At 63.4% G+C, this 23506-nt stretch carries 18 protein-coding genes; 13 read left to right on the top strand and 5 right to left on the bottom strand.

The features are described 5' to 3' along the window. The first annotated feature begins 6 nt into the window (after positions 1-6). From KA261_02045 to KA261_02100, 12 genes are all read left to right on the top strand, one after another. Complete coding sequence (locus KA261_02045) at positions 7-687, top strand: ABC transporter ATP-binding protein (protein MBP7696566.1); 681 nt, start codon at positions 7-9, stop codon at positions 685-687. Then, positions 684-1841 carry an ABC transporter permease gene (locus tag KA261_02050; GenBank protein MBP7696567.1) on the top strand — a complete coding sequence of 386 codons (1158 nt, stop codon included), beginning with the start codon at positions 684-686 and terminating at the stop codon, positions 1839-1841. Before KA261_02045 ends, KA261_02050 begins: the two co-directional genes overlap by 4 nt. Before the next feature lie 9 nt (positions 1842-1850). After that, positions 1851-3017 (top strand): ABC transporter permease, encoded by a 1167-nt coding sequence (locus KA261_02055; GenBank protein ID MBP7696568.1) that lies wholly within the window; start codon positions 1851-1853, stop codon positions 3015-3017. A gap of 345 nt (positions 3018-3362) precedes the next feature. Beyond that, positions 3363-4616: a nodulation protein NfeD gene (locus KA261_02060; GenBank protein ID MBP7696569.1), complete on the top strand. Its 1254-nt coding sequence runs from the start codon at positions 3363-3365 to the stop codon at positions 4614-4616. A gap of 5 nt (positions 4617-4621) precedes the next feature. Continuing rightward, entirely contained in the window at positions 4622-5488 is an 867-nt protein-coding gene (locus KA261_02065; protein MBP7696570.1) for a slipin family protein, read from the top strand. Positions 5489-5981: 493 nt separating this feature from the next. Then, the gene (locus tag KA261_02070) at positions 5982-6356 is read left to right on the top strand and encodes a carboxypeptidase regulatory-like domain-containing protein (protein ID MBP7696571.1); all 375 of its coding nucleotides are present in this window, start codon (positions 5982-5984) and stop codon (positions 6354-6356) included. A 20-nt stretch (positions 6357-6376) separates the two neighbouring features. Next, positions 6377-6559, top strand: coding sequence for a PD40 domain-containing protein (locus KA261_02075; protein MBP7696572.1), 183 nt, complete (start codon positions 6377-6379; stop codon positions 6557-6559). Between the two features lie 263 nt (positions 6560-6822). Then, on the top strand, positions 6823-7692 hold the full coding sequence (locus KA261_02080; protein MBP7696573.1) for a hypothetical protein: 870 nt from the start codon (positions 6823-6825) through the stop codon (positions 7690-7692). A gap of 336 nt (positions 7693-8028) precedes the next feature. Beyond that, on the top strand, positions 8029-8868 hold the full coding sequence (locus tag KA261_02085; protein ID MBP7696574.1) for a hypothetical protein: 840 nt from the start codon (positions 8029-8031) through the stop codon (positions 8866-8868). A gap of 36 nt (positions 8869-8904) precedes the next feature. Continuing rightward, positions 8905-11676: a S8 family peptidase gene (locus tag KA261_02090; protein ID MBP7696575.1), complete on the top strand. Its 2772-nt coding sequence runs from the start codon at positions 8905-8907 to the stop codon at positions 11674-11676. A gap of 13 nt (positions 11677-11689) precedes the next feature. After that, positions 11690-11917: a transposase gene (locus tag KA261_02095; protein MBP7696576.1), complete on the top strand. Its 228-nt coding sequence runs from the start codon at positions 11690-11692 to the stop codon at positions 11915-11917. Positions 11918-12174: 257 nt separating this feature from the next. Further along, on the top strand, positions 12175-12855 hold the full coding sequence (locus tag KA261_02100; GenBank protein ID MBP7696577.1) for a hypothetical protein: 681 nt from the start codon (positions 12175-12177) through the stop codon (positions 12853-12855). On the opposite strand, the gene KA261_02105 is transcribed toward KA261_02100, so the two are convergent. Beyond that, positions 12852-13013 carry a hypothetical protein gene (locus tag KA261_02105; GenBank protein ID MBP7696578.1) on the bottom strand — a complete coding sequence of 54 codons (162 nt, stop codon included), beginning with the start codon at positions 13011-13013 and terminating at the stop codon, positions 12852-12854. The two genes, KA261_02100 and KA261_02105, sit on opposite strands and share 4 nt — an antisense overlap. 174 nt (positions 13014-13187) lie before the next feature. Between KA261_02105 and KA261_02110 the strand changes: the two genes are divergently transcribed. Next, entirely contained in the window at positions 13188-13694 is a 507-nt protein-coding gene (locus KA261_02110) for a dCMP deaminase family protein (protein ID MBP7696579.1), read from the top strand. A gap of 12 nt (positions 13695-13706) precedes the next feature. On the opposite strand, the gene sprA is transcribed toward KA261_02110, so the two are convergent. The 4 genes from sprA to recG all read right to left on the bottom strand — a co-directional run bounded on the left by sprA (position 13707) and on the right by recG (position 23487). Beyond that, entirely contained in the window at positions 13707-19832 is a 6126-nt protein-coding gene (sprA, locus tag KA261_02115) for a cell surface protein SprA (GenBank protein MBP7696580.1), read from the bottom strand. A gap of 67 nt (positions 19833-19899) precedes the next feature. Then, positions 19900-20757: a UDP-N-acetylmuramate dehydrogenase gene (gene murB / locus KA261_02120; protein MBP7696581.1), complete on the bottom strand. Its 858-nt coding sequence runs from the start codon at positions 20755-20757 to the stop codon at positions 19900-19902. Positions 20758-21000: 243 nt separating this feature from the next. After that, a complete protein-coding gene (locus tag KA261_02125; protein ID MBP7696582.1) occupies positions 21001-21369 on the bottom strand; it encodes a DUF1844 domain-containing protein in 369 nt (122 codons plus the stop codon). A gap of 30 nt (positions 21370-21399) precedes the next feature. Next, positions 21400-23487, bottom strand: a complete 2088-nt coding sequence (gene recG / locus KA261_02130; protein MBP7696583.1) for an ATP-dependent DNA helicase RecG — start codon at positions 23485-23487, stop codon at positions 21400-21402. Positions 23488-23506: the final 19 nt, after the last annotated feature.

The following is a 23506-nucleotide window of genomic DNA, read 5'->3' on the forward strand; positions in this document are numbered from 1 at the left end:
GTCCCCATGCCGAACGCCCTCGTGCGCCTGGAAAACATCTCCAAATCGTACTGGCGCGATGCGCTGGAGATCCCTGTCCTGCGCAACCTCACGTTTGAGATCCCGGAAGGGGAATTCCTCGCCCTCATGGGACCCTCCGGCTCAGGCAAGACGACCCTGCTGAACCTGATCGCGGGGATCGACCGCCCCTCCGGCGGGCGGCTCTTTGTCGGGCGGGAGGAGATCTCGCAGATGTCCGAGGCCGCCCTGGCGCGCTGGCGCAGTCGCACCATCGGCTTCATCTTCCAGTTCTACAACCTCATACCCGTCCTCACCGCTTTTGAGAATGTCGAGCTTCCCCTTTTCCTGACCGACCTTCGCAGGAGCGAACGCCGCCGCCAGGTCGAAACGGCCCTCTCGGTGGTCGGGCTCGCCGACCGCCTCCACCACTACCCGAACCAGCTCTCGGGCGGTCAGGAGCAGCGCGTCGCCATCGCCCGCGCCCTTGTCACCGACCCCGACCTTCTCCTCGCCGACGAGCCGACCGGCGACCTCGACAAGCAGTCGGCCGAGGACGTCATGCACCTGCTGGCGTTTTTGAACCGGGAGTTCGGCAAGACGATCGTCATGGTGACGCACGATCCGCGGGCCGCCGGGGAAGCGCACACGGTCCTCCGCCTGGACAAGGGGGAGCTCGCCGCCGCATGAGCGTTCTCAGGCTGATTTTCCGCAACGCCGGGCGCCACAAGCTCCGCACCTTCCTCACCGTCCTCGGCCTGGGGATCGCCGTGATGGCCTTCACCGTCATCCGGAGCACGATCGATGCCTGGTACGCCGGCGCCGAGGCCGCGTCGCCCAACCGCCTCATCACCCGCCACGCCGTCTCCCTGACCTTCTTCCTCCCCCTCTCCTACGCCGACCGCATCCGCAAGATCGAGGGCGTGACGGCCGTCTCGCACGCCTCCTGGTTCGGCGGCATCTACGTCAACCCCAAAAACTTCTTCGCCCAGTTCGCCATCGACCCCGCCTCCTACCTCGAGATGTACCCTGAATTCATCGTTCCCGAGGACCAGCGGGAGCAGTTCCGGCGGCAGCGCAACGGCGCGCTTGTCGGCCGCCGGCTGGCCGACCGCTTCGGCTGGTCGGTCGGCGACGCCGTGCGCCTCACCGGCACGATCTTCCCCGGCGACTGGGACTTCACCATCGTCGGCATCTACACCGGGGCCAGGGAGAACACCGATGAGAACTCGTGGTTTCTCCGCTGGGACTATATCGACGAACGCCTGCGCCGCGAGACGCCCGTGCGGGCCGGTTACGTCGGCCTCTTCGCGGTCCAGATCGACGATCCCGGCCGCGCCGCCGAAATCTCCGGCCTGATCGACGGCGCTTTCCGCAACTCCTCCTCCGAGACCAAAACCGAAACCGAGGAGGCGTTCAATCTCGGGTTTGTCGCCATGGCCGGTTCGATCGTGCTCGGGCTGAACGTGATTTCCCTCATGGTCATCGGCATCATCATGCTCGTCCTCGGCAACACCATGGCCATGACGGCGCGCGAGCGGATCAACGAGTACGCCGTGATGAAGACCCTCGGCTTCCGCACCCCCCACATCGTCGGCCTCATCGTCGGGGAGTCGCTCGTCATCGCCGCCCTGGGCGGCGCGCTGGGGATCTTCCTCACCTGGCCGATCGGCAACCTCGTGCGGACCGCCCTCTCGGCGTTCTTCCCCGTCTTCGCCACCGGGCTGGGCACCTATGCGCTGGGCGGGGCGGCCGCCGTCGCTGTCGGACTGCTCGCCGCCGTCTTCCCCGCGCTCAAAGCGCTCCACACTCCAATTGTCGAGGGCCTCCGGGTCGTCGACTGAGGCGTTCCCATGCGGCTGCTGTTGGCATATTCGTGGCGCAACGTCTTCACCCGCCGTCTCACCTCGGCCCTGACCATCTTCGGCGTCGCCCTCGTCGTCTTCGTCTTCTGCGCCGTGCTCATGCTCTCCCACGGGCTGCGCCGGACGCTGGTCGACACGGGCGACGACAACAACGCGGTCGTCATCCGGAAGGCCGCCCAGACCGAGATCACCTCGATCGTCTACCGCCGCGAGGGCAACATCATCAAGGCCGACCCGGCCGTCGCGCTCACCCCCGAGGGCCGCCCCCGCGCCAGCGGCGAACTGCTCGTGCTCATCACCAAGACCAAACGGTCCTCCGACGAGACGAGCAACGTGCCCGTCCGCGGCGTGGCGCCGGAGGCTCTCCTCCTGCGCCCCGACATCTCGCTCGTCGCCGGCCGCCTCTGGCGCCCCGGCCGCTCCGAGATCATCGCCGGGGCCAAAGTCGCCGCCGGCTTCCAAAATGCCGGCCTTGGCGAAAAAGTCCGCTTCGCCTCCCGCGACTGGACCGTCGTCGGCATCTTCGAAGACAACAACTCCGGCTTCGAGTCCGAGCTCTGGGGCGACTACGATCAACTCGCGGCGGCGTTCGAACGCCCCATCTACTCGTCCGTGACCGTGCGCCTGAAATCCCCCGACCGGTTTTCGGGTATGAAAGCGCGCCTCGAGAACGACCCCCGCCTCGCTGTCGACGTGCGCCGCGAAAAGCAGTACTACGCCGACCAGTCGAGCTTCACCGCCACCTACATCAACATCCTCGGCCTGGTCATCTCCGTCATCTTCTCCGTCGGGGCGATCGTGGGCGCCATGATCACCATGTACGGCTCGGTCGCCGGCCGCACCCGCGAGATCGGCACCCTCCGCACTCTCGGCTTCGGCCGGTTCGCCATCCTCAGCGCCTTCCTCGCCGAGTCGGTGCTGATGGCCCTCGTCGGCGGCGGGCTGGGCGTCACGGCCGCCGCTTTGCTCCGCTTCGCCCAGGTGTCCACGACCAATTGGGACACCTTCGCCGAGCTGGCCTTCTCCTTCGAGACCTCCCCCGGAATCATTGCCGGCGCGCTCGTCTTTGCCGCACTCATGGGGGTGGTGGGCGGGTTTCTCCCGGCTGTGCGCGCCTCCCGCCTGAGCGTGCTGTCGGCCCTGCGCGCCAAGTAGGGGCGCACCGCCCGCCGCCGAAGACGGACACGAATCGTCCCCGCCCCTCGGCCGCCGGCGCCCTCGCCCGCCTTGCCCCGACCGATTCCATTGAATAATACCCGCTCCCGCCCGTACTTTCTTTAGATTGACACAGATTCTCAGCAGGAGCATATTTAAGCCATGAGACTCAGGTTGGTTCTCATTGCCGCAGTGTGGATGCTGGCCTCGGCCCTGCTCTTGTCAAATTCGTTGGCGCAGCAGGAGGATCGCCCCCCGCTGGGGGCCGGCGAGGACTCCGTCCTCGTGCCGCCCGAGGCGCGCAAGGCCCTCCGGGAGATCCACAGCTCCGTTCCGCCCTACGCGATGATCCCGGACTCGGTCCTCCGGTCGCAGTCGTCGGCTGAGGGCCGCCCGCCGCTGGTGTACGTCATGGTCCTCGAGGGACCGATCGGCGCCGTCGCGAGCGACCGCGTCGAGGAGGCGGTGGCGCAGGCCGAGGAGAAGGGCGCCGAGCTGCTGGTGATCGAGCTCGACACCCCCGGCGGCTTCACCCAGTCCACCTGGACGATCTCCAAAGCGATCATGAACTCGCGGGTCCCGGTGGCCGTGTACATCGCGCCGCGCGGGGCGCGGGCCGGGTCGGCCGGCGTCTACATCACCTACGCCGCCCACATCGCCGCCATGGCCCCCTCGACCAACATCGGCGCCGCCCATCCCGTCGGCAGCGGCGCCGTCGACTCGATCATGAACGAGAAAATCACCAACGACGCGGTCGCCCAGATCAAGGCCGCCGCCAAAGAGCGCGGCCGCAATGTCGAGTGGGCTGAACAGGCCGTCCGCCAGTCGGTCTCCGTCGACGACCGCGAGGCCCTCGAACTCAACGTCGTCGACCTCCGCGCCGACGATCTCGACGATCTGCTCGCCCGGATCAACCTCCGCATTGTCGCCCTGCCCGATGCCGTCGACACCCTGTTTCTCACCGACGCCCGCGTCGAGGAGATCACGACCTCCTTCGTCTACCGCCTCCTCCAGATCATCACCGATCCGAACGTCGCCCTCATCCTCTTCTCCCTCGGCTCGCTCGGGCTGGTCATCGAGCTGTACAACCCGGGGGCGATCCTCCCCGGCGTGGTCGGCGCCATCTGCCTCATCCTCTCACTCTATGCCTTCCAGACGCTCGACGTCAACTACGCCGGCCTCGCCCTGATCATCCTGGCGATCATCCTCTTTATCCTCGAAATCAAAGTGGTGTCCTACGGCGTCCTCACCCTGGGCGGCCTGATCGCCTTTTTCATCGGAGGACTCATGCTCTACGATACCGTCGATCCGACGCTGCGCATCTCGCTGTCCGTCCTGATCACCGCAGCCGTGTGCGTCGCCGCCGTCGTCCTCGTCGTCGGCTATCTCGTCTACAAGGCCCACCGTCGGCAGGTGTTCGTCGGCGAGGAGGGCCTGATCGGGAAGACCGCGACCGTCCGCGCCGCGGGCATGGTGTATGTCGACGGCGCTCTGTGGCGGGCCGTGTCGGAGGGCACGCTCGAAGTTGGCGATAAAGTGACCATCGTCCGCACCGACGGACTAACTCTGCACGTGAAGAAACTCGAAGGACAGAGGTGAGTTGTATGACCACGTTTCCCATTCTGGCCGTCGTTATCTTTTTCGCCTTGATCCTGCTGTTCAACATGATCAAGGTGCTCAAGGAGTACGAACGGGGCGTCATTTTCCGGCTCGGCCGCCTCATCGGCGCCAAGGGCCCCGGTCTGATCATCCTCATCCCCATCGTCGACAAAATGGTGCGCGTCGACCTGCGCGTCATCACCTATGACATTCCTTCCCAGGACGTCATCACCAACGACAACGTCTCGGTGAAAGTGAACGCCGTCGTCTACTTCGCCGTCGTCGACCCGAACAAGGCCATCGTCAGCGTCGCCAACTTCTTCGAGGCCACCTCGCAGATTGCGCAGACGACCCTCCGCTCGGTCCTCGGCCAGTTCGAACTCGACGAGCTGCTGGCCAACCGCGACAAGATCAACGCCCAGCTGCAGCACATCATCGACGAGCAGACCGAGCCGTGGGGCGTCAAGGTGAGCGTGGTGGAGGTCAAGAATGTCGACCTCCCGCCCGAGATGACGCGCGCCATCGCCCGCCAGGCCGAGGCCGAGCGCGAGCGGCGCTCGAAAGTCATTCACGCCGAGGGCGAGTTCCAGGCTGCGCAGAAACTGGCCGATGCCGCTACCGTGATCGGCGCCGCCCCGGGCGCCATGCAACTCCGTTTCCTTTCGACCCTCGTCGAGGTCTCGGCCGAGCGCAACTCCACGCTCATCTTCCCGGTGCCGATCGACCTGCTGACCTCCTTCAAGAGCTTTCTCGATTGGAATTCCGGACCGAAGCAAACCGGGGCGGCGTCGATTGAGGCTTTCCGCAAAGCGATGGAAAATCTCGGCGGACCATCGGGGCCGAAGCCTGATGCCGGGCGGGACAAGGGTTAGCGCACTCCCGGGCCATTTGTTCCGCTTTGTCGGCAGAGCAAACTACGGGGCAGGCTCGGTAAGCCTGCCCCTTTTATTGGCCGGCTTGCCGCTCTCGAGTAGCCTAACTTCTCTTGTGTAATTTCTATGGAAGGTAATGAAGAAGAGGGCATGTCCATGAAAACCTGGAAGTTACTGAGGACATGCCCATGCGAGAAGTGGACTTCTCAGAGAAAAGTCTATTCTGTCGGTGGCTGGGTGTCACGAACATGTGGGAGTTGATTCAGGGGGAAGTGAAGCCATCGGTGAAGGGGACGTTGGAGATGGCGATGAACGGGGAGGTCGAGGCACGAATCGGGTGCGGGAAGTAGGAGCGGATGGGGCATAGCCGATCGATTCTATCGTGTTCTTATTCAAACTGACCCACTACCGAAATTGTCCTTGACAGGCGCACAGACACAGTATATATGAATTTGAGGGTAGTTGCTCACAGGAGCCTCACACGGGATTCCGGATGCGTAGAAGTCACACGTTGCTCGGCGGTATCTTGCCGGTCTTCCTGTCACTGGGAGTCTTCGGTGGAGGTAAGGGTAACGTTGATCCGGATCTGTGGTCGCGGGACGAGATTACCGGCACCGTCTCCGATTCCGCGACCACTGACCCGATCGCCGGTGCGGCTGTTTTTCTACTCGGCACGGCGCTACCGGTGTCTTCGGCAACTTCTGATTCGAGCGGGAGATATCGGATATACCCCGAGAGCTTCGGGGAAACGCAGTTGCTTTGCGAAAAGAACGGGTATGTATCGGACACACAGCTGGTCAACCTCGTACCTGACAAGTTTAAGTACGAGGTAGACTTCCTGCTGGTCCGGGACTCCTCGGCGCGGTAACCGGAGCGATCTGGGGATTGATGGTCGAGGGCAAGAACCTGCTGAGAATCATGGGTGAAGGTGCTCAGTATCCGTCGTGGTCTCCGGATGGCAGCAGCCTTGCGTATTCGAAACCGACGGTGGAAGGAGGTGAGATATGGCTCATGAGTGACGACGGTACGGATCAACGTATCGTTTCGTCTTGGGCGACACCTGTGCACTGACAACCGTCCACGGTGCGGGAGGTAGAATTAGGCGGGCGCAGGCTCCCTCGGCCGGACATCCCGCACCACCCAATACAACGCCCGGCTTTGTCCTGACAGTCAACGGTCGGTAACCGTGGCCGTACGACTGGGCCGGCAAAACAGGACCAATCGGACCGAGTGCGAGTGAGGGTCGTAACTGACGCGACCCGGCAAAAACTGTGGCGCATTCGTCTTGCGGCGGAAGTGATCGGAGACTAAACTTCGAATGATTGGAGGTCAGTGTGCTTGAGTTTGTCAAGTCGATGCTCTCATGGGTTCCGGCGATGATACTGGCGTCGGCAGTGGCCTGTAACGATCCCGTCATCGGTCCTGATCCGGAGATCTACCCGGAGTCCTGGGATCTTCCCCCCCACTGGTCGTGGGCGGGCGACAAGATCGTCTACGCCTCACCGGGGCTGCCCGATTCGATCCCCGACTACTTGCTGTTCATCATTGACACGACGGGCGAGAATCGGCATCCTGTGGTCGCGGGGGCGATCGACGGCGTCTTCCTGCCCGGCGACACGCAGCTGGTCATCATGGGCGCAGACTTCAAACTCTACGTACTTGATCTGAACACGAGTTCGCTGCAACTGCTGGTCGACCACGCTTTTAGCCGTTTCCCCGATATCGACCCTGATCGAGGCTACCTCTACTACGAGGATGCAGGCGTGGCCAACGGTTGGGCGACGTCGATCTATCGCATGGATCTGGCGACCGGTGACACCACTCATATCATCGGGGGATCGTTTCCTGTCCTCTCGCCTGACGGCCGGCAACTGCTGTTCTATCGGCATGACCGGGTCCGTTGCTTTGACATGGCTTCCGATTCTGAGTGGGTCGTGTTTGCCCCAGTAGCGGATGCCGAAATGGACTGGTCACCCGATGGCAGTGAGATAGTGATTGGAAGTATCAACCTCAAGGAGTTCTGGGGCAAGCTCTATAAGGTACGCCCCGATGGAACTGGTGCCCGCCGATTCAGCACCGGTCTGTCGCCCCAGTACTCGCGCACCGGGAACCGCTTGTCTGTATTGCGTCCCGGCGCCGACAATCGCTACCATCTCTTTCTGATTGATCCCGATGGGGGAAACCCCAAGCAACTGACGTTCTAGTCGGTCATTTCAATCAGATTGGTAAGGGGAGGAGTTCTCATGCACCGAGTCCCCGGATGGCAGCAGCCTTGCGTATTCGAAACCGACGGTGGAAGGAGGTGAGATATGGCTCATGAGTGACGACGGTACGGATCAACGTGTCATGACATCGTGGGCTGCATCTTCGGAGTAGCATTGGTAAGCGCTCAGGAGAGGGGAACTCTCGGCTCCCAATTCACCTCCTGAGCACGGGAATCGAAATTGGAGAGCAATGGTAGCGTATGTCGGCGCCGTTCCGCCTGTGGAGTAGGCGGATGTGAGAGGTCCACACAGTGTGGATGGCTTACGGAGGTCAAGGTGAAGTGGGTCGTTGCGTTGGCGGTCGTTTTCATGATGTCCTGCGACGGGCCGTTTCGTCCGTCCGATCCGATCGTCGAGACGTGGGATTTTGAGCCTCGCTGGTCATGGTCGGGGGATAAAATCGCCTATACCAGCCGGGGTATAGTTGACTCGATGTTTGCCCGTCACGTGTTCATCATCGACACGACGGGCGAGAACCGGCGGCCGGTGTTGGGCAATGCCGTGATGGCGGTGTGGCTGCCGGGTGACTCGGAGTTGGTGGTCATGAGCCTGGACTTCAAGCTCTGGCGGTTCAACCTCAACACGCAATCCCTGACCCGACTGTGCGACTGCCTTGATGCTCGCTTTCTTGAGGTGGACCCATCAGGTCAGTATCTCTACTACGAGGATGCAGGCGTGGCCAACGGTTGGGCGACGTCGATCTATCGCATGGATCTGGCGACCGGTGATACCACTCATATCATCGGGGGGTCGTTTCCCAACCTGTCGCCCGACGGGAGGTTTCTCTCATACTGGCGAGATAATGAGGTGCGGGTCCTGGAACTGGATTCAGACTCCGAGCGGGTTGTGTTTGCCCCCGCTTTCCAGGCTCACTTGGATTGGTCACCAGACGGATCGGACATCGTCATCGGCAACATCACCCGGAGGGGGTATTACGGAAATCTCTACAAGGTTCATCCCGACGGGTCTGGTGCCCGCCGATTCAGCACCGGCATATCGCCCCAGTACTCGCGGACGGGGAACCGCTTGTCTGTATTGCGTCCCGGCGCCGACAATCGCTACCATCTCTTTCTGATTGATCCCGATGGGGGAAACCCCAAACAACTGACGTACTAAACGGTCATTTCAATCAGATTGGTAAGGGGAGGTCCCATGCAACGAACTCTGGTTGTGGTAGTTTGTCTTGTCCTGGCAGGCGGGGTTGTTCCTGCGTATGCTCAGGATGGCTACTTCCCGAATGCGGTATATGTAGTCGCGGAAGAGGGGATCTTTCCCCTTCGCCAGGGTAGCGGAAGCGGCTCTCAGTTGAGTACATCAGAAGATGTCTCGGGTTTGCTCACGTCGTTCGGCGCCGTCTCCGTCGAACAGGTATTTCCCGATTTCAACCCTGGCGATACCGTGAAGACGAACCGCGACGGCACAACGGTGCGACTGATTAACCTCGCCAGGTACTACCGCATCGAGTTTAACGATTCGGTTTGGTGGGAGGACCTGCGGGCAGCGTGGGCCGGCGACAGCAGTTTTCAGATCGTGGGACAGGCACAGTACTTTGTGGCCGATGAGGTTGTTCCTAACGATCCGCTTTTCTGGGCGCAAAACCACTTTGATACCCACTGGGCCGGCGGCGGGCATCCCATGATCCCTCTCGCGTGGGAATACACGACCGGCAGCCCGACGGTTAAGATCGGCATAATCGATAATGGCTTTGACCTCAACCATGTGGACCTGGATTCAAGGATTGTTGAAACGTACCGAGCGTCCAGCGGCGGCGCGGATGCCTGGCCGGTTCTGCCGGATGAAGATCACGGCACCCATGTAGCGGGGATAGCGGGCGCCGCCACCGACAATGGCATCGGCGTCGCCGGGGTTAACTGGTGTTCGCCGCTCTACTTGGCCCGAGCCGCCGAGCACTTCAGCATTCTTGGCGTATTTGAGGGTGTGGTATTCCGCGATGATCATGCTGCCCAGTGTATAAACTGGTTACGAGATCACAATGCGGACGTCTTGAACATGTCCTTTGGGTATACCGATAATTTCTGGAGCGAGACGTTCAAGAGCATCTTTTTCGGCAACGCGATGGCAGCAGCCTCATACAACGCCTGGGCGGCCGATGTGCTTTTAGTGGCATCCAAGGGAAATGATGCAAGTACCGACGCGCACCGCCCCTCCGACTACCGTACGGTGATGGGTATTGGGTCCTGCACTATCGCCGGCGAGCTCTCTTCCTTTTCCAATTACGGCGCTGGGTTGGATGTCACCACCTTGGGCGAAGACATTTACAGTACCGAACTGAACGACACATACGGGCCAAAAACCGGAACCTCGATGGCCGCACCTATCGCGACAGGAGTTGCCTCCCTCCTGAAGTCATATAGGCCGGATCTCACGGCCGACGAGATCGAACAGATCATCGAACTCATGGCAAAAGACCGCGGCGATGTGGGCTGGGATGCCCAGAATGGTTGGGGCAATATCAAGGCTGACTCCGCCCTCCGCTTCATTGCTCATAATGACTTCTTTCGTTTGAACGCTACCAGCTTCTCAAGGAACATGGTCCAAGGTCAGCACGAACACTACTTTGTTAACGAGGGGTCGCCGGGGCAGAGTCTGGCGTCCGGAGTCTATTTCGTCGAAACATGGCGTCTCGTGCACCACTTTGACTTTCCCGAATATTACTTTGATCAGTTGCCGGCAGTTCTCATACGCCACCGGGGAGCACAAGGGTGGAGTGCCGAGAACCCGAATCCGATGTTTCCGCATGGAAGGGTCGTTCCCGGCACTCTGACTACCTCCGGTTGCGACATCGAGACATACGCCTATTTTGTCAAATTCAACATTCTCGGCCAAACGATCAATCAATGGTACCCGTGCAATGAGGAGGTGTGTACTGGAAACCCGGACGTTAATTTCCAGATTACCCTCGCAGGGAGGCCGGGTGTCATACCGCCGGATTATTTCGATGCCGGCATGCACTGGGATCCGTTCAAACAGGTCGTCGAAGTCTACTTCTCCGATCCCAACCTCCATGAGGCCGGATATATCATTGAACGCAAGCCCGCGACTACCGGCGTCTGGGAACGGGTCGACAGCCTCGGCCCGCAAGAGGGACCCTACGTGACTTACTGGGATTCGACCTACACTGGAAGCGAGGTATACAGCTATCGGGTCGGAGCTTGCCGTGCCGGCCGTCCCACTACGTTCACGGACATCGTTACTTTCAAAACCCAGCCCCGGCACCCGGATTACTTCGACCCGTATGTCTATCAGACTCCCGGCGAGTGTGGCGGACCGGTACCCTCGGAGACGTACCCGGGCCTCGGCAAACCCGGCCCGGGCCCCGACGACCCGCCGTCCGGATCGTGTCCCTCCAATAAAATCATCATCGAGTGGGAGCCCCCGGCCAACCAACGGCTCCCCATTGATTACTACCGCGTCACTCGCACCCGAGGCTACTATGTCCGGACCGAGTATTACACCGACTCGCCCCGGCTGGAGATATGCCCGAACCGGAAGAATACGACCTACGGCATCGAGATTATGGCATTTGACGTCGAAGGTGACAGTTCGAAAACCTTGAGAAAGAGCGTACACACCGGTTGGCAGGACGTTTGCCTCGGCAACATCACCAAGGCGGACGAGGAAGCCCAAGCGACGATCCCAGGCGAGCCGACCTTGTCGCAGAACTTCCCAAACCCGTTTAATGCTACTACAACCATAACCTTCTCGCTTCCTGAACAATCCCGTGTCCGGGTCGATGTTTTTAACAACCTCGGCCAGTTGGTCACGACTCTGATCGATAAGGAACTCGACCCGGGTATCCATGCGGTCACGTGGGATGCCGCCGGCGAGGCCAGCGGCGTTTACCTCTACCGCCTTATGGGAGGGAGTTTCACGGCAACGAGGAAAATGATGCTCGTGAAGTGAACGGTCGGCCGGCATTGCCGCTTGCTTCACCTGCCTGGAGTACCCGTCGGAACGCCACCGGACGCCCAAATCCACCAACCCGATCGAACGGCAGATTGTGGAGTTCCGACGCCGACTCAAGCCAATGCGCTCGCCTAACAACCTCCGAAGCGCCGAGCGGATTGTCTATGACCTGATAGCCTATATCTTAGACCCCAACCTCATGGATAGGCCCTCAGAAGAAATTGCGCAAGACGCTTGACACAACGCGCTCTCGGCCCGTATAGAATTGAGATTGCCAAAATACAAGGAAGGGCTATATTGAAGGTAGAGTTCCGGATCAACCAGTCCGGCTAATCGCCGGGGTTGTTCAGGTTCCGCACAGAGCATACGCATCACCCGATCCGGACTCGCCCTGAGGCCGAGCGTTCACGCAGAGTGTCCGATACAGAATCCAGATCCCGCTGAGGCCGCTCCCGGCGCCGCCGCACGGCGTGCTTCGCGGAAGGAGGACGATCGATGAACCGCCGGCTCTGTCCCGCCGTCGTTGGATGGCTTGCGCTGTCCGCTCTGCTCGCCACATCCCTGATTCAGGCCGAACCGGACGCCCCGCGAGCGTCTTCTCCGGCTGTGCGCTACGTCTGCGTCACGTTCTCCGACCGGTCGCTGGAGGGGGATTTTTCCGGCGGGTACGTTGTCTCCTCGGTGAAGGGGTCGTTTGCCGTGCCGGACGCCAGCTCCGGCCGCGGCGTGGGGCTGGCCCTCGGCGTCCGGACCGGCCTCTTGGGGGTGGAACTCGGCTACCGGCAGACCGGCCACACCGTGCAGTGCCATGAGCGCCGCAGCGACGCGGCGTGGCGCGGCCTCGGCGCCGATGCCCGCCTCTATTCCCCCGCCCTCGGCCCGGTGCGCACCTTCCTCACCGTCGGCGTCGGTCTGGAGTGGCTGTCGGTGGACGAGGGCTACTGCAGCGACTCCACCGGCTTCCACTGCGCCTCGCGCTTCGAAGGCATGGGATACAATGTCGGTCCGGGCCTGCTGGTGGAGATCAACCGCCGGCTCTTCGTCACCGGGCGCGCCGTCTACCAGCGCACCGATTTTGACACGGTCGACGCCGACGAGATCGGCGCCTCCACCCTGCCGCTGGCGATAAGCGGCCGCGGCTGGGCCTGGATCACCGGCCTCGGCGTCACGTTCTAGCTGCGCGCCGCGCCCCCCCGGCCGACCGAGCCTCGGCCGGTTCCCCGCCGGGCCCGCCGGCGTCTGAGCAGTGCCACGGCGACATTGACCGACAGACCGGCGACCAGAACGACGAGAATCACCGCGCCCAGAATCAGGACCAGGTACTCGCTGCTCATTTCCGCCCTCCTGGGGGACAGACCTCTCCGGACAATAGGTGATTATGTTGATCTTAATAACCAATATAGGCCACTTTCCCGGCCGCGCAACAAGAACTTCCGCCCCCCGCACAGCCCGGCCCGGCCGGCCGAAACACCTTGCCCAAACGCCCCCCGTCCCCTATAATTGCCGCCATGACCGGCAAACGCACCGATTATATCAATTGGGAAGAGTACTTCATGGCGGTGGCGCAGCTCTCGGCCCTCCGCAGCAAGGATCCCAGCACCCAGGTGGGGGCCTGCATCGTCAACCGCCGCAAGCACATCATCGGGATCGGCTACAACGGCTTCCCCGTCGGCTGCTCCGACGACGAGTTGCCCTGGGGGCGCGAGGGGGACTTCCTGGACACCAAGTACGCGTACGTCTGCCACGCCGAGATGAACGCCATCACCAACGCCTCCCACAAAGGGGAGCTGGACGGCGCCACGCTCTACGTCTCCCTCTTCCCCTGCAACGAGTGCGCCAAATTGATCGTGCAGGTGGGCATCCGGGAAGTTGTCTACCTGGCGGACAAGTACCGCGACCAGCCCGTCTTCATCGCCGCGCGCCGGATCTTCGCCATGGCCGGCGTCGCCTGCCGCGAGATGACACCCGGACACCTGGACATCCATCTGACCCTGCGCAAGGACCGTCTCCCGTAGCCGGCCGCCGCTCTAGAAGCGGATCTCCATCCAGATCTGGACCTCCCGCAGGTGCGTCTTCTGGTTGCTCACGTTTGAATCCCGCCACCGCATGCTCAGGCCCCCCTTGATCTGCTGGGAGAAGGTGTAGGAGATGTCGGGGCGGATTTCCATCTCGTCGTTCTCGGTGATGTTGTTGACGTTCCCTTTGGCGTCGAACGTCCGGTTGACGCTGTTGTTGAATTTGATGTCCAGCGAAATGTTGACGGTGGAGCGGAACTTGACTTTGCCAAAGAGCGGCAGGCTGATCCCGCTCGGAGCGGCGAACGAATACTGCGCCGAGCCGCCGATCGTCTTGCGGATCGCCTCGGAGCCCCCGGTGTAGGCGCCCGTGGTGCGGTTGTACTCGTCCGACTCCTCGTTCGACAGCGAGTACGACGTGGTCAGCGAGAGCGCCTTGAACAGCTTGAAATTGAGCGACAGCAGCGGGCTCTGCGAGGTGCTCGTCGAGCGCGAGATGACAAAGTCCCCGCCCAGGTCCCGCCGCTCCCGGGTTGACCGGCTGTACGAGGTGCGCGGGGAAAAGATGTCGATGAACTTGTTTACCGGCTTCTTGATCAAAGGCAGCGTTGTGAACGGCCTGATCTGAATCGTCAGATCCGGCCACGACGTCGATATGTCCTCGTACAGGTCTCCCTTCTTCACCAGGTCGCGCGTGATCCCCTGGCGGTACTTCACCGTCGTCTGCAGCCCCCCGAGGAGCGTGAATCCCGATCCGAAATCATACGACACCCCCTCGCTCGCGCTCGGGTTTGTCGACCCGGCCGTCTGCGCCACCCCCGGCGTCCGGCTCAGACCCAGCCGGTACTTCAGCCCCGGCCGTTCCACCGACCCCGGCAGGGCATAGCGGAACGTCTCGCTGTAGTTGTACGATGGCGCGTCGATCCAGCCGGTGAGGAAACGGAGCACCGCCAGCGGCGGATCGTAGAACGGCCTCCCCGCCTTCACCTCCCCTTCCGTCTTGCTCCCGCGGTCCGACCGCCCGCCGCTGATCCCGCCCTTCCCGCGGTAGCGGCGCTCGTCCTCCCCGCCCTTGCCGCCGAGGAAGCGCATGTGGTCGAAGCGGCCCGTCAGATTCCAGCTGCTGCTCATGGTCGACCGCCGCGCCCCCGATGACCGTTCGAGGTCGTCCGCGTACGAGCCGCTGAACCCGAAATCGGTGCTCAGCCACGACACCAGCGCCGGCGTGTACTTCGCCGTCGCCTGCTGATCGAAGTGCGTTTCCCGCCCCAGGCGCAGGTGGCTCAGCGACAGGTTGACGTCCTTGGGATCGCTCAGGTCGCGGCGCGTGTTCGCCCGGAACGACAGGTCCAGATTCTGGAGCAGCTCGTAGGCGAAATCCATCTTGGCGTCCAGCGACCGCTGGAACGAGGTCCGCCGCTTCCCCTCGATGTCGTCGGTGATCGTCAGGGTCCGGTCGAAACCGCCGCTGAGGGTCCACCGGCTCGGGTACAGACCCACCGCCGTCCCCGCCAGCCGCTTCACAATCGGCACCGACTCGGTCCACCGGAGCGGAGCCACGGCGAGCGGTTTTTTCAGACCGAAGTCGAACCCCGAGCGGACGCTGTAGCCTTCGGTCAGACCGTACGGCACGCGCGGCGACTGCTGCAGCGACCGCCGGTACGAGAACGAGGTCCCCTGGAGGCGGTTGAGCAGCAGGGTGAACAGCGGATTGCGGCCTGCCTTGTTCACCTGCCCCGACACCGAGATCATTTGCGATTCCGACACCACCTGCTCCTGCCGCCGCACCTCCTCCGGCAGCACGATGTCCGACCCCGTGCGCAGAAGGGGCAGCTGGGTGGATTTCGAATACGAGTAGGTCACCGGAAGGCGCGCGTTCCACGACCGCGGCACAAACTGGTCGGCGTTCAGCGAAAACGAATACATGACCCGCGTGTCCGAACTCCCGCTCCCGAGGTTCTGGTCCGACCCGCCCCGCGTCGAACTCGACAGCCCCCGGAAATACGGATCCTGCGTCTGGTAGGTGAAGGAGTACGAGCCGAGGTCGGCGACGTTGCCGTTGGCGGCGAACCGCACCGCCGTTCCCACGTCCTTGCGCACGTCGCTCACGCGCAGCTCGTCCAGCCAGATTTCGCCCGAGGGCAGCCGGCTCGGGTCGCTGTTGACGATGCCGGCCACGAAGTACTTGACCTCGTTGAGACTCGGATCCCCCCTGATCCGCTGCCGCCCGTCGGGCGTCACCGTGTCGACGGCCGCCCACTCCTGTGGCTCGCGCCCGCGCTGCGCGGCGTCCTTGATGGCCGTGATTTCGTTGAAGTCGATGTCGACGAAGTTTTCCGGATCCCAGCCCTCGCGGAGCACACGGCGCTGCTCGTAGTAGTTCAGGGAATCGCGTCCCACCCGGAAGAAGAACAGCACGTTGTTGTAGTCGCCCGGGTCCTGGAGCCGGCCGTAGACATACATGCGCAGGCGGCGGTAGCCCGCGTACTTGTCCACCTGGAGCACGCTCTTGCGCACCTCGAGCGTGTCCCGCGAATCGAGGTTGCTGAACTCCAGCATCATCCCCCGCTGCGGCTCGGTCACGTTGGTGGTGGGATCGGTGTACGGCTCCACGCCCGGCGGCGGCCGGAAGCGCCCGTCCTCCTCGCTGATGGTCGCCGCCACCAGCTGGCTGCCCGTCTCCTCCGCCCCGTAGATCACCGTGTCCCGCCAGTAGGACTGGACGAAATACCAGTCGGCGATTTCCACCGTGTCGGTCCACGTCTGGCCCGGCATCTGCTCAAACCAGATGCGCACGTGCCGGATGCGCTCGCCCGTCCACGCCGGCGCCAGCGCCGCCGAATCGCCGTCCTCGTCGATCACGATCCGGTCGAGAAACTCGGGATCCCGGATCGGGATGCGGTAGGTATACCAGGGGGGGTTGATCCCGCCCCCCTCGCTCTCGTCCGCGCTCACCTTGTACGACGAGAGGTCCCGGAAATACTTCGTCTTGGTCGTGTCGAGGGCCGTGTCCGCGGGCGCCGAGAAATCGATCACGTACGAGAAGTAGCCGTTCTGCTTTTCCAGCCCGCTCACATCGCCGAGAATCTCCGCGTCCGGCCGATTCAGGTTCTCCAGCTCGACCCGGTTCCCCTCCGTGCCGTTCAGCCACTCGTACCGGAGCGAGTCGTTGTTCCAGTCCAGCCCGCTGCAGGTGGGCAGCGGACACTCCCCCTCATCCTCCAGAAACCAGTTGTCACGGTTGGGATCGGGATTGAACAGCGGGTGGTAGTGCGGTTCCAGCTCGTCGGGCAAACCGTCCAGCCCGATGTCTTCCTCCGGCAGGAATTCCCCCGTGGGCGGCCGATCCTCCGTGTACGCCTTCCCGTCGCCGTCGACATCCTCGCTGATGCGGCCGAACTCGACGTGCATGCGCCCGGACCGGCCGCGCGCCCGGATCTCGAACACCTGCACCCGGTCGTTGTCCACCCGGTTGGCGAAATAGCGCATGATGCCCGCCCAGGAGTCGTACGTCAGATCCTTCGAGGTATCCGGCGGGGTCCAGACCGTCTGCCCGGTGTCCGGCTCCTCCGCCCAGACGCTGTCGACGACGTTGGGCCGGAAAATGAGCCGCAGGCTCCGGAACGTCGACTCGCCGGCCGCCGTCTCCCGGTTGTAGACCTGGTCGAAACGCAGGAGGCGGTCGGGATTGTGCCACAGCAGCCGCCCGCGCTCCCCCTCCCCGGTGAACGGGTGCGCCGGCGCCGACGACAGCGTCCACTGCGTCCGCGCTGTCCCCAGCGTCATCTGCTCCGCGCTGGCCTCGAAGTCGTCCACGTACGCCTCGCCGTCCACGTTCGGATTCGGCCGCGACTGCGCAACCTCGGCCTGCAGGCGGAGGTTGGAGGGGGACTCGGTCTGCACGATCGGCAGCGCGTCGGCCAGCCGGGTGAGGAAGTTCGGCCGCAGCGACCAGGTCGCGTCGGCGTCGAACACGTACGACTTCGCCGTCTCCTCCCCCACCCGCGGCTTGCGGTCGCGCGCCTTGTCCGACTTGTACAGCACCGTCGATCCGATCTTGAGATCCCGGCTCACCTCGTACTCCGCCCGGAAACCCAGCAGCGTCTTCTTCTGCACCGACAAAAACGGGGCGTACTCGAAGTCGATGGCGACGTCGGCGTTCGGGTCGCGCGCCTGCTCCGAGATGAGCGTCACCCGCCCGAAGTCATAGTCGATCCGGTAGTCCTCCCCCCGCACGAGCTGCACGCCGTTGGCCGTGATGCGCTCCGACCCTTCGATGATGTTCGCCCGCCCCAGCCGGATCTCGCTGCTCCGCGACTTCGTGAACAGCTTCAGAAAATACTGGCTCGCGTTGGTCCGCTGGATGTCGCCGTCGTAGTAGTAGAGGTTCGGGACCTTGAGGTCCAGCGGCTGCGTGGTGCTCCCCTGCGCGTCGGTGAAGGTCGTGTCGCTGTTGAAGGGTTCCCGGTGCGGGAAAATGAGCAGACCCCAGTCGTACGCCCGGAACACCTCCGGCCGATCGTCGATCTTCCCGTCCGGCTGCTTCAACTGATTCGAGCGGCTGTACTGGTCGAGCCCGAGGATTTCGATGTAGCTCTGGGTCCCCGCGGGCGTCTCCTGGTAGTCCTTGGGCGTCGAGGTGTTCTCGGTCGCCGCCAGACCCTTGTAGATCTTGACGTCGATGTCGTCGATATTCGTGCCCATGGGCAGCGCGTAGCAGTTCCGCCACATGAGCCCCCAGGTTTTGAACGACGGCATCGAGTTCTCGTTGAACAGCAGTTTCAGCCGCTTCGGATTCTCGAACGTCCCGTCGGTGTTGGACCCGATCGTGTCGACCGCCCCGCCCGCCCGCTTGACCTCGAGGTACACGCCGATCGACAGGTCGCGCGGCTGCTGCAAAAACACCAGGTAGTGCCGGTTCGAATCCGGCTTGCTGAACCACTCGAACTCGTCGTCCTCGACCGGGATCACGCCGGCGTCGATGGCCGTGAGATCCACCCGCTCGGTCGAGTAACGCGCGCTCGCCGAGGTGCTGTCGGGGAACACCTCGAGCGTCGCGTAGGCGGCGTTCGCCGGCCGCTCCTTCTGCCATGTCTCCAGCTTCCGGTACACCAGCAGGCGCGTGATTTCGTCTCCCGGCTGGAATTCGCCGGGCAGGCCGATGTCGAAGATGCGCCGCTGCGCGTATTCGGAGTCGCGGATGATCTGGGCGCTCTCCTCCCCCGTCGGCGTCACCGTCGTCCGCTCCGAGGAGCCCTTCTCCTGCGACGCAATCCCCGTCAGGTACAGCCGCCCGACCTGGGCCTCGGCTTTGACACCGAACAGGCCGCGGATCTGCGAGGAGTAGCCGACAAACTGGGTGTTGGGCAGGCTCAGGTTGGTGTTCCCCGCCTCGATCGTCTTGAGAACGTCGTCCTCATCCCCCTTGTAGCGGATCATGATGTTGTTGGACAGCGGGAGTTCGGTGTGGCTGTCCTGGGACACTTTGACCGTGATTTTCGAGCCGATCGTCCCCGTAATATCGAACTGGTACTGCTGCTCCATGTTGAGCGAGGGGAACTTGCTCTGCTTGATCGACACCCCCTTGGCGTCCGTCCACTGCGACCGTCCGGCAAACGAGATGCGCCGGTAGCCGCTCACGCGCAGGCCGGCCCCGCCCTCGCCGAAGATCCGGTCGAGCCGCTTGGGCAGGTTGATCTTGACCCCCAGCCCTCCCTGTCCCCGGTTGGCGCGCGCCTGCTCCATCTGCCGCTTGGCGATCTCGTCCCGGCGCTCGTGCACCAGCTGCTCCCGGCGGAAGGCATTGTAGGAAAGCGCATCCACTGCCACCGGCGTGAGCGACTTCTGCTCTGACCCCCGGCGATAGTAGCTCTGCTGAAAGCGGAGAGTCTTCTCTTCGTAGAACGATTCGGTGTTGGCCGTCTTGCGTTCCAGGTCGAACGAGAGGCGGGGATAGATGGGATCGGCGAGGGCAACGGACTTGCGGTCCGGCGGCAGTTGGTAGGTCGAAACCCACGAGGGCGGGGTCTCGAGCCGCCACGCCAGTCCCGATGCGGCCCATGCGGAACCGGCCGCCGGCAGCGCGAGGCAGAAAATCAACGGCGCGTACAGACGGCGCCATGCAGAGAACGCTTTCACAACCACTCTGGTGCCAGAATGATACTTCAGTCGTTAGTCACTACTCGATAAATCGTCCTCCTTTCCCTCAGAATTCACCCAGCCTGATCACTTCTTCCTGCAGTTCGATCCCGAACCGCTCCCGGACCTTCTCCTTCATGAGCGCCGCGAGCGCTGCAATGTCGGCCGCCGTGGCCCCGCCGGCGTTCACGATAATATTCGCATGGCGCTCGAACACCCGCGCCCCCCCGACCGCCAGCCCCTTGGCCCCCGCTTCTTCGAGCAGCCGCCCCGCCGGGAGTTTCCCGTAGGGCTCCCTGGGATCGGGAATATTCTTGAAAAAACAACCCGCCGTCAGACGGTCGGGGTGTTTCTGCGCCCGCGAGGCCAAAATCTCGCGCACCCTCCGGCCGATCTCCGCCGGATCGCCGGGCTGCAGACGGAAGCGCGCGCTGACGACAATCTCATGCGAGCGCTTGAGCGCCGAGTCCCGGTAGCCGAACCCGCAATAGGCGCGGTCCACCGTCATGACCTTCCCCTCGCGGTCCACCAGCGTCACGGCCGTGACAACTTCGCCGATCTCGCCGCCGTAGGCGCCGGCGTTGCCGTAGATGGCTCCCCCGACGGTGCCCCAGATGCCGGCGGCGAATTCGAGCCCGGCCAGACCGTTCTCCTGCGCATACGTCACGAGCGCCGTCAAATCCTCCCCCGCCCCGCACTCGATCGTCGCCTCATCGACCCGCGCCAGCCCTCGCACATCCATTTTAATGATCAGACCGCCATAGCCCCGGTCCGCCACCAGCAGGTTAGATCCTCCGCCCAGCAGAAAAAACTCCAGACCCATCCGGCGGGCCTGCTGCACCGCCCCGGCGGCGGCTTCCGCCGAGCGCACCGGCAAAAACCACGCCGCTGTCCCGCCCGTGCGGAAACTCGTCAACGGCGCCATTGGTTTGTCAAATTCGAGTTCCGGCCCGAATGCGCTGCGCATCTCGGCCGTAGACACCTGCGCCCGCGGCACCGCTCGTTGGGTTGATCTCACCACCGGAATATACTCGCAAAATCCTTGAAAATCAAGGAGAAACAGCCACGTCCGGGGTCGCGGATTCCGCCCCGCCGTCTCTCTCCTTATTATACACCCTCGGCGGGGCGTTGTCTCTGCGCCGCCCCCGCCGGACCACAATTCCTTGCCTCAATCCGACTTCCCGGACCCCGCCGTCTCCCCGCCCGGCTGGTCCTCGGGCTTTCGGCCGGCATCATCGGCGCTCCCGGTTCCCGCGTCCGGCCGAGTCTCCCCTTTTTTCAGCTCATCGACATAATTCAGCCGAAGTTCATACAAAACGTGATCGAGCATCCGCTTCTCTTCCGGATTCAGATTCCCGGCCGTCTTGGCTTGAATCATGCCGAGCAGGTCGATGCTCACTTTCGCCATCGCCAGATCCCGGTCAACCTGGCCGCTGACCGGCGAGGCGATTTTCCCCAGTTGCTGCCAAGCCCCCATCTGGAGCGACAAGACCAGTTGGACAAACAGCGGGTCGGGCGTGGTCGTGTCTTCGGCCATAGTCACCTCCGGTCAGGCCCGCCGCCTCGGTTATCCCCCGGCCGGCGTCAGTTCCCGGCCGGCGGTGCGAGCCTGAAGGTAGGTATACAGATGTTGATGCCGGCTGTCAAGGCGGTTTGCCTCGTGGAGCAGCCGCCCGACCAGCATGCGCGCCGCCTCGAGAAGGTCGGTGTCCGAGGTAAGGCGGGTGGCCCGTAATTCCGGCAGCCCCGACTGGCGCAGGCCGAAAATCTCCCCCGGACCCCGCAATTCCAGATCGGCCTCAGCGATCTTGAATCCGTCGGTCGTCTGCGCGAAATAGTCCAGCCGGCGGCGGGCCATGTCCGACAGCGGCGGGTGGGCCAGGGCCACCAGCGTCGCCGTCTGCGCCCCCCGTCCGATCCGCCCCCGCAGTTGGTGGAGTTGCGCGAGGCCAAACCGCTCGGCGTGCTCGATCAGCATGAGCGTCGCCCGCTGGTTGTCGATCCCCACCTCCACCACCGTCGTCGCCATCAAAATGTGCAGCCGCCCGTCCCGAAACTGCCTGAGGATCTCATCCCGCTCCTTCGCCTTGATCCGCCCGTGCACCATGCCCACCTGCAGCTCCCGGAACTCCTTCTCCGAGAGCTCCCGGAAAGCATCCTCCACGTTCTCCAGCTCCAGCCGGTCGCTCTTCTCCACGAGCGGGTAGATGATGTAGGCCTGGCCGCCGCGGGCGATCTCCTCGCGCACAAACTGGTAGACCCGGCTGCGCACCGTGTAGTGCCGCCACACCGTCCGCACCGGCTTCCGTCCCGGCGGCATGGTGGTGATCGACGATATCTCGAGGTCGCCGTAGAGCGTCAGCGCCAGCGTGCGCGGGATCGGCGTCGCGGTCATCACCAGGAGATCCGGGTTGTCCCCCTTCTTGGCCAGCCGCCCCCGCTGCCGGACGCCGAACCGGTGCTGTTCGTCGATAATCACCAGCCCCAGGCGGTCGAACTCCACGTAGTCGTAGATCAGCGCGTGCGTGCCGAAGAGAATGGCGATCTCTCCGCGCGCGCAGGCCGCCGCGATGGCCTCCTTCTGCGCCCGCGCCAGACTGGCCGTCAACAATGCCGACCGCACCCCGACACTCTCCAGCGCCTCCCGCCAGTTCCCATAGTGCTGGGCGGCGAGAATTTCGGTCGGCGCCATGAACGCCGTCTGAAGGCCGTTCTCGGCGGCGTAGAGGGCCGCCAGCACCGCCACCACCGTTTTCCCGCACCCGACATCCCCCTGCAACAGCCGCGCCATCGGGTGCGGCGCCTGCAGGTCCGCGAAGATTTCCCGCACCACCTGCTTCTGCCCCGCCGTGAGCGCAAACGGAAGACTCTCCCCGATCTTCTTCAGCTTCTCCCCCGGCGCCGCGTACCGGTGCTCCTTGACCGCCTTCACCTTCTCCTGTCGCCACCGCAGGACGAGGTACTGCAGCTCCAGGAGTTCGTCGAAAGCCATGCGCCGCCGGCACGCTTCGATCTGCTCGCGGCGGTCCGGATAGTGGATCTTGGCGATCGCCTCATGCCGCGCCGGCAGGCCGCAGCGCGCCGTCTCCTCGCTCGGCACCGGATCGTCGATCCGCTCGGCCAGGTTGGCGAGCACGAAAGTGGTCAGCCGCCGAATCCCCTTGCTCCCCAGCCCCGCCCGGATCAATTCGGTCGTCTGCGGGTACACCGGGACAATCCGCCCCGCGTGGATCATCTGGTCCCCCTCGTCCTCCAGCCGCTCGAGATCCGGGTGCACCATCTGGTAACCCTGGAAGTAGCCGACCGTCCCGGTGGCGGCGAACCACTGCCCCTTCTTGAAGAGCCGCTCCCAGTAGCGCAGCCCCTGGAAAAACACCAGCGGCAGCGCCCCCGTCTCGTCCTGCAGGATCACCTCGTAGCGCCGGCGCTTCCCGTGCAGCATCCCGTGAGCCTTCACCTGGCCGACCACGGTCGCCGGTTGATCGACCTTGACGTCTTTGATCGCCGTGATGCTGGTGCGGTCGAGGTAGCTGCGCGGCAGGTAGGACAGGAGATCCCGCACCGTGGTCAGACCGTGCTGGGCGAGCACCTCGGCTTTGCGGGGTCCGACGCCCTTGACGAATTGCAGCGGCGAATCGAGTTTGAGCTCGGCCATAGGGTAAGAGTGGCGCGCC

The organism is Candidatus Zixiibacteriota bacterium, from assembly GCA_017999435.1.
GTDB lineage: Bacteria > Zixibacteria > MSB-5A5 > GN15 > FEB-12 > JAGNLV01.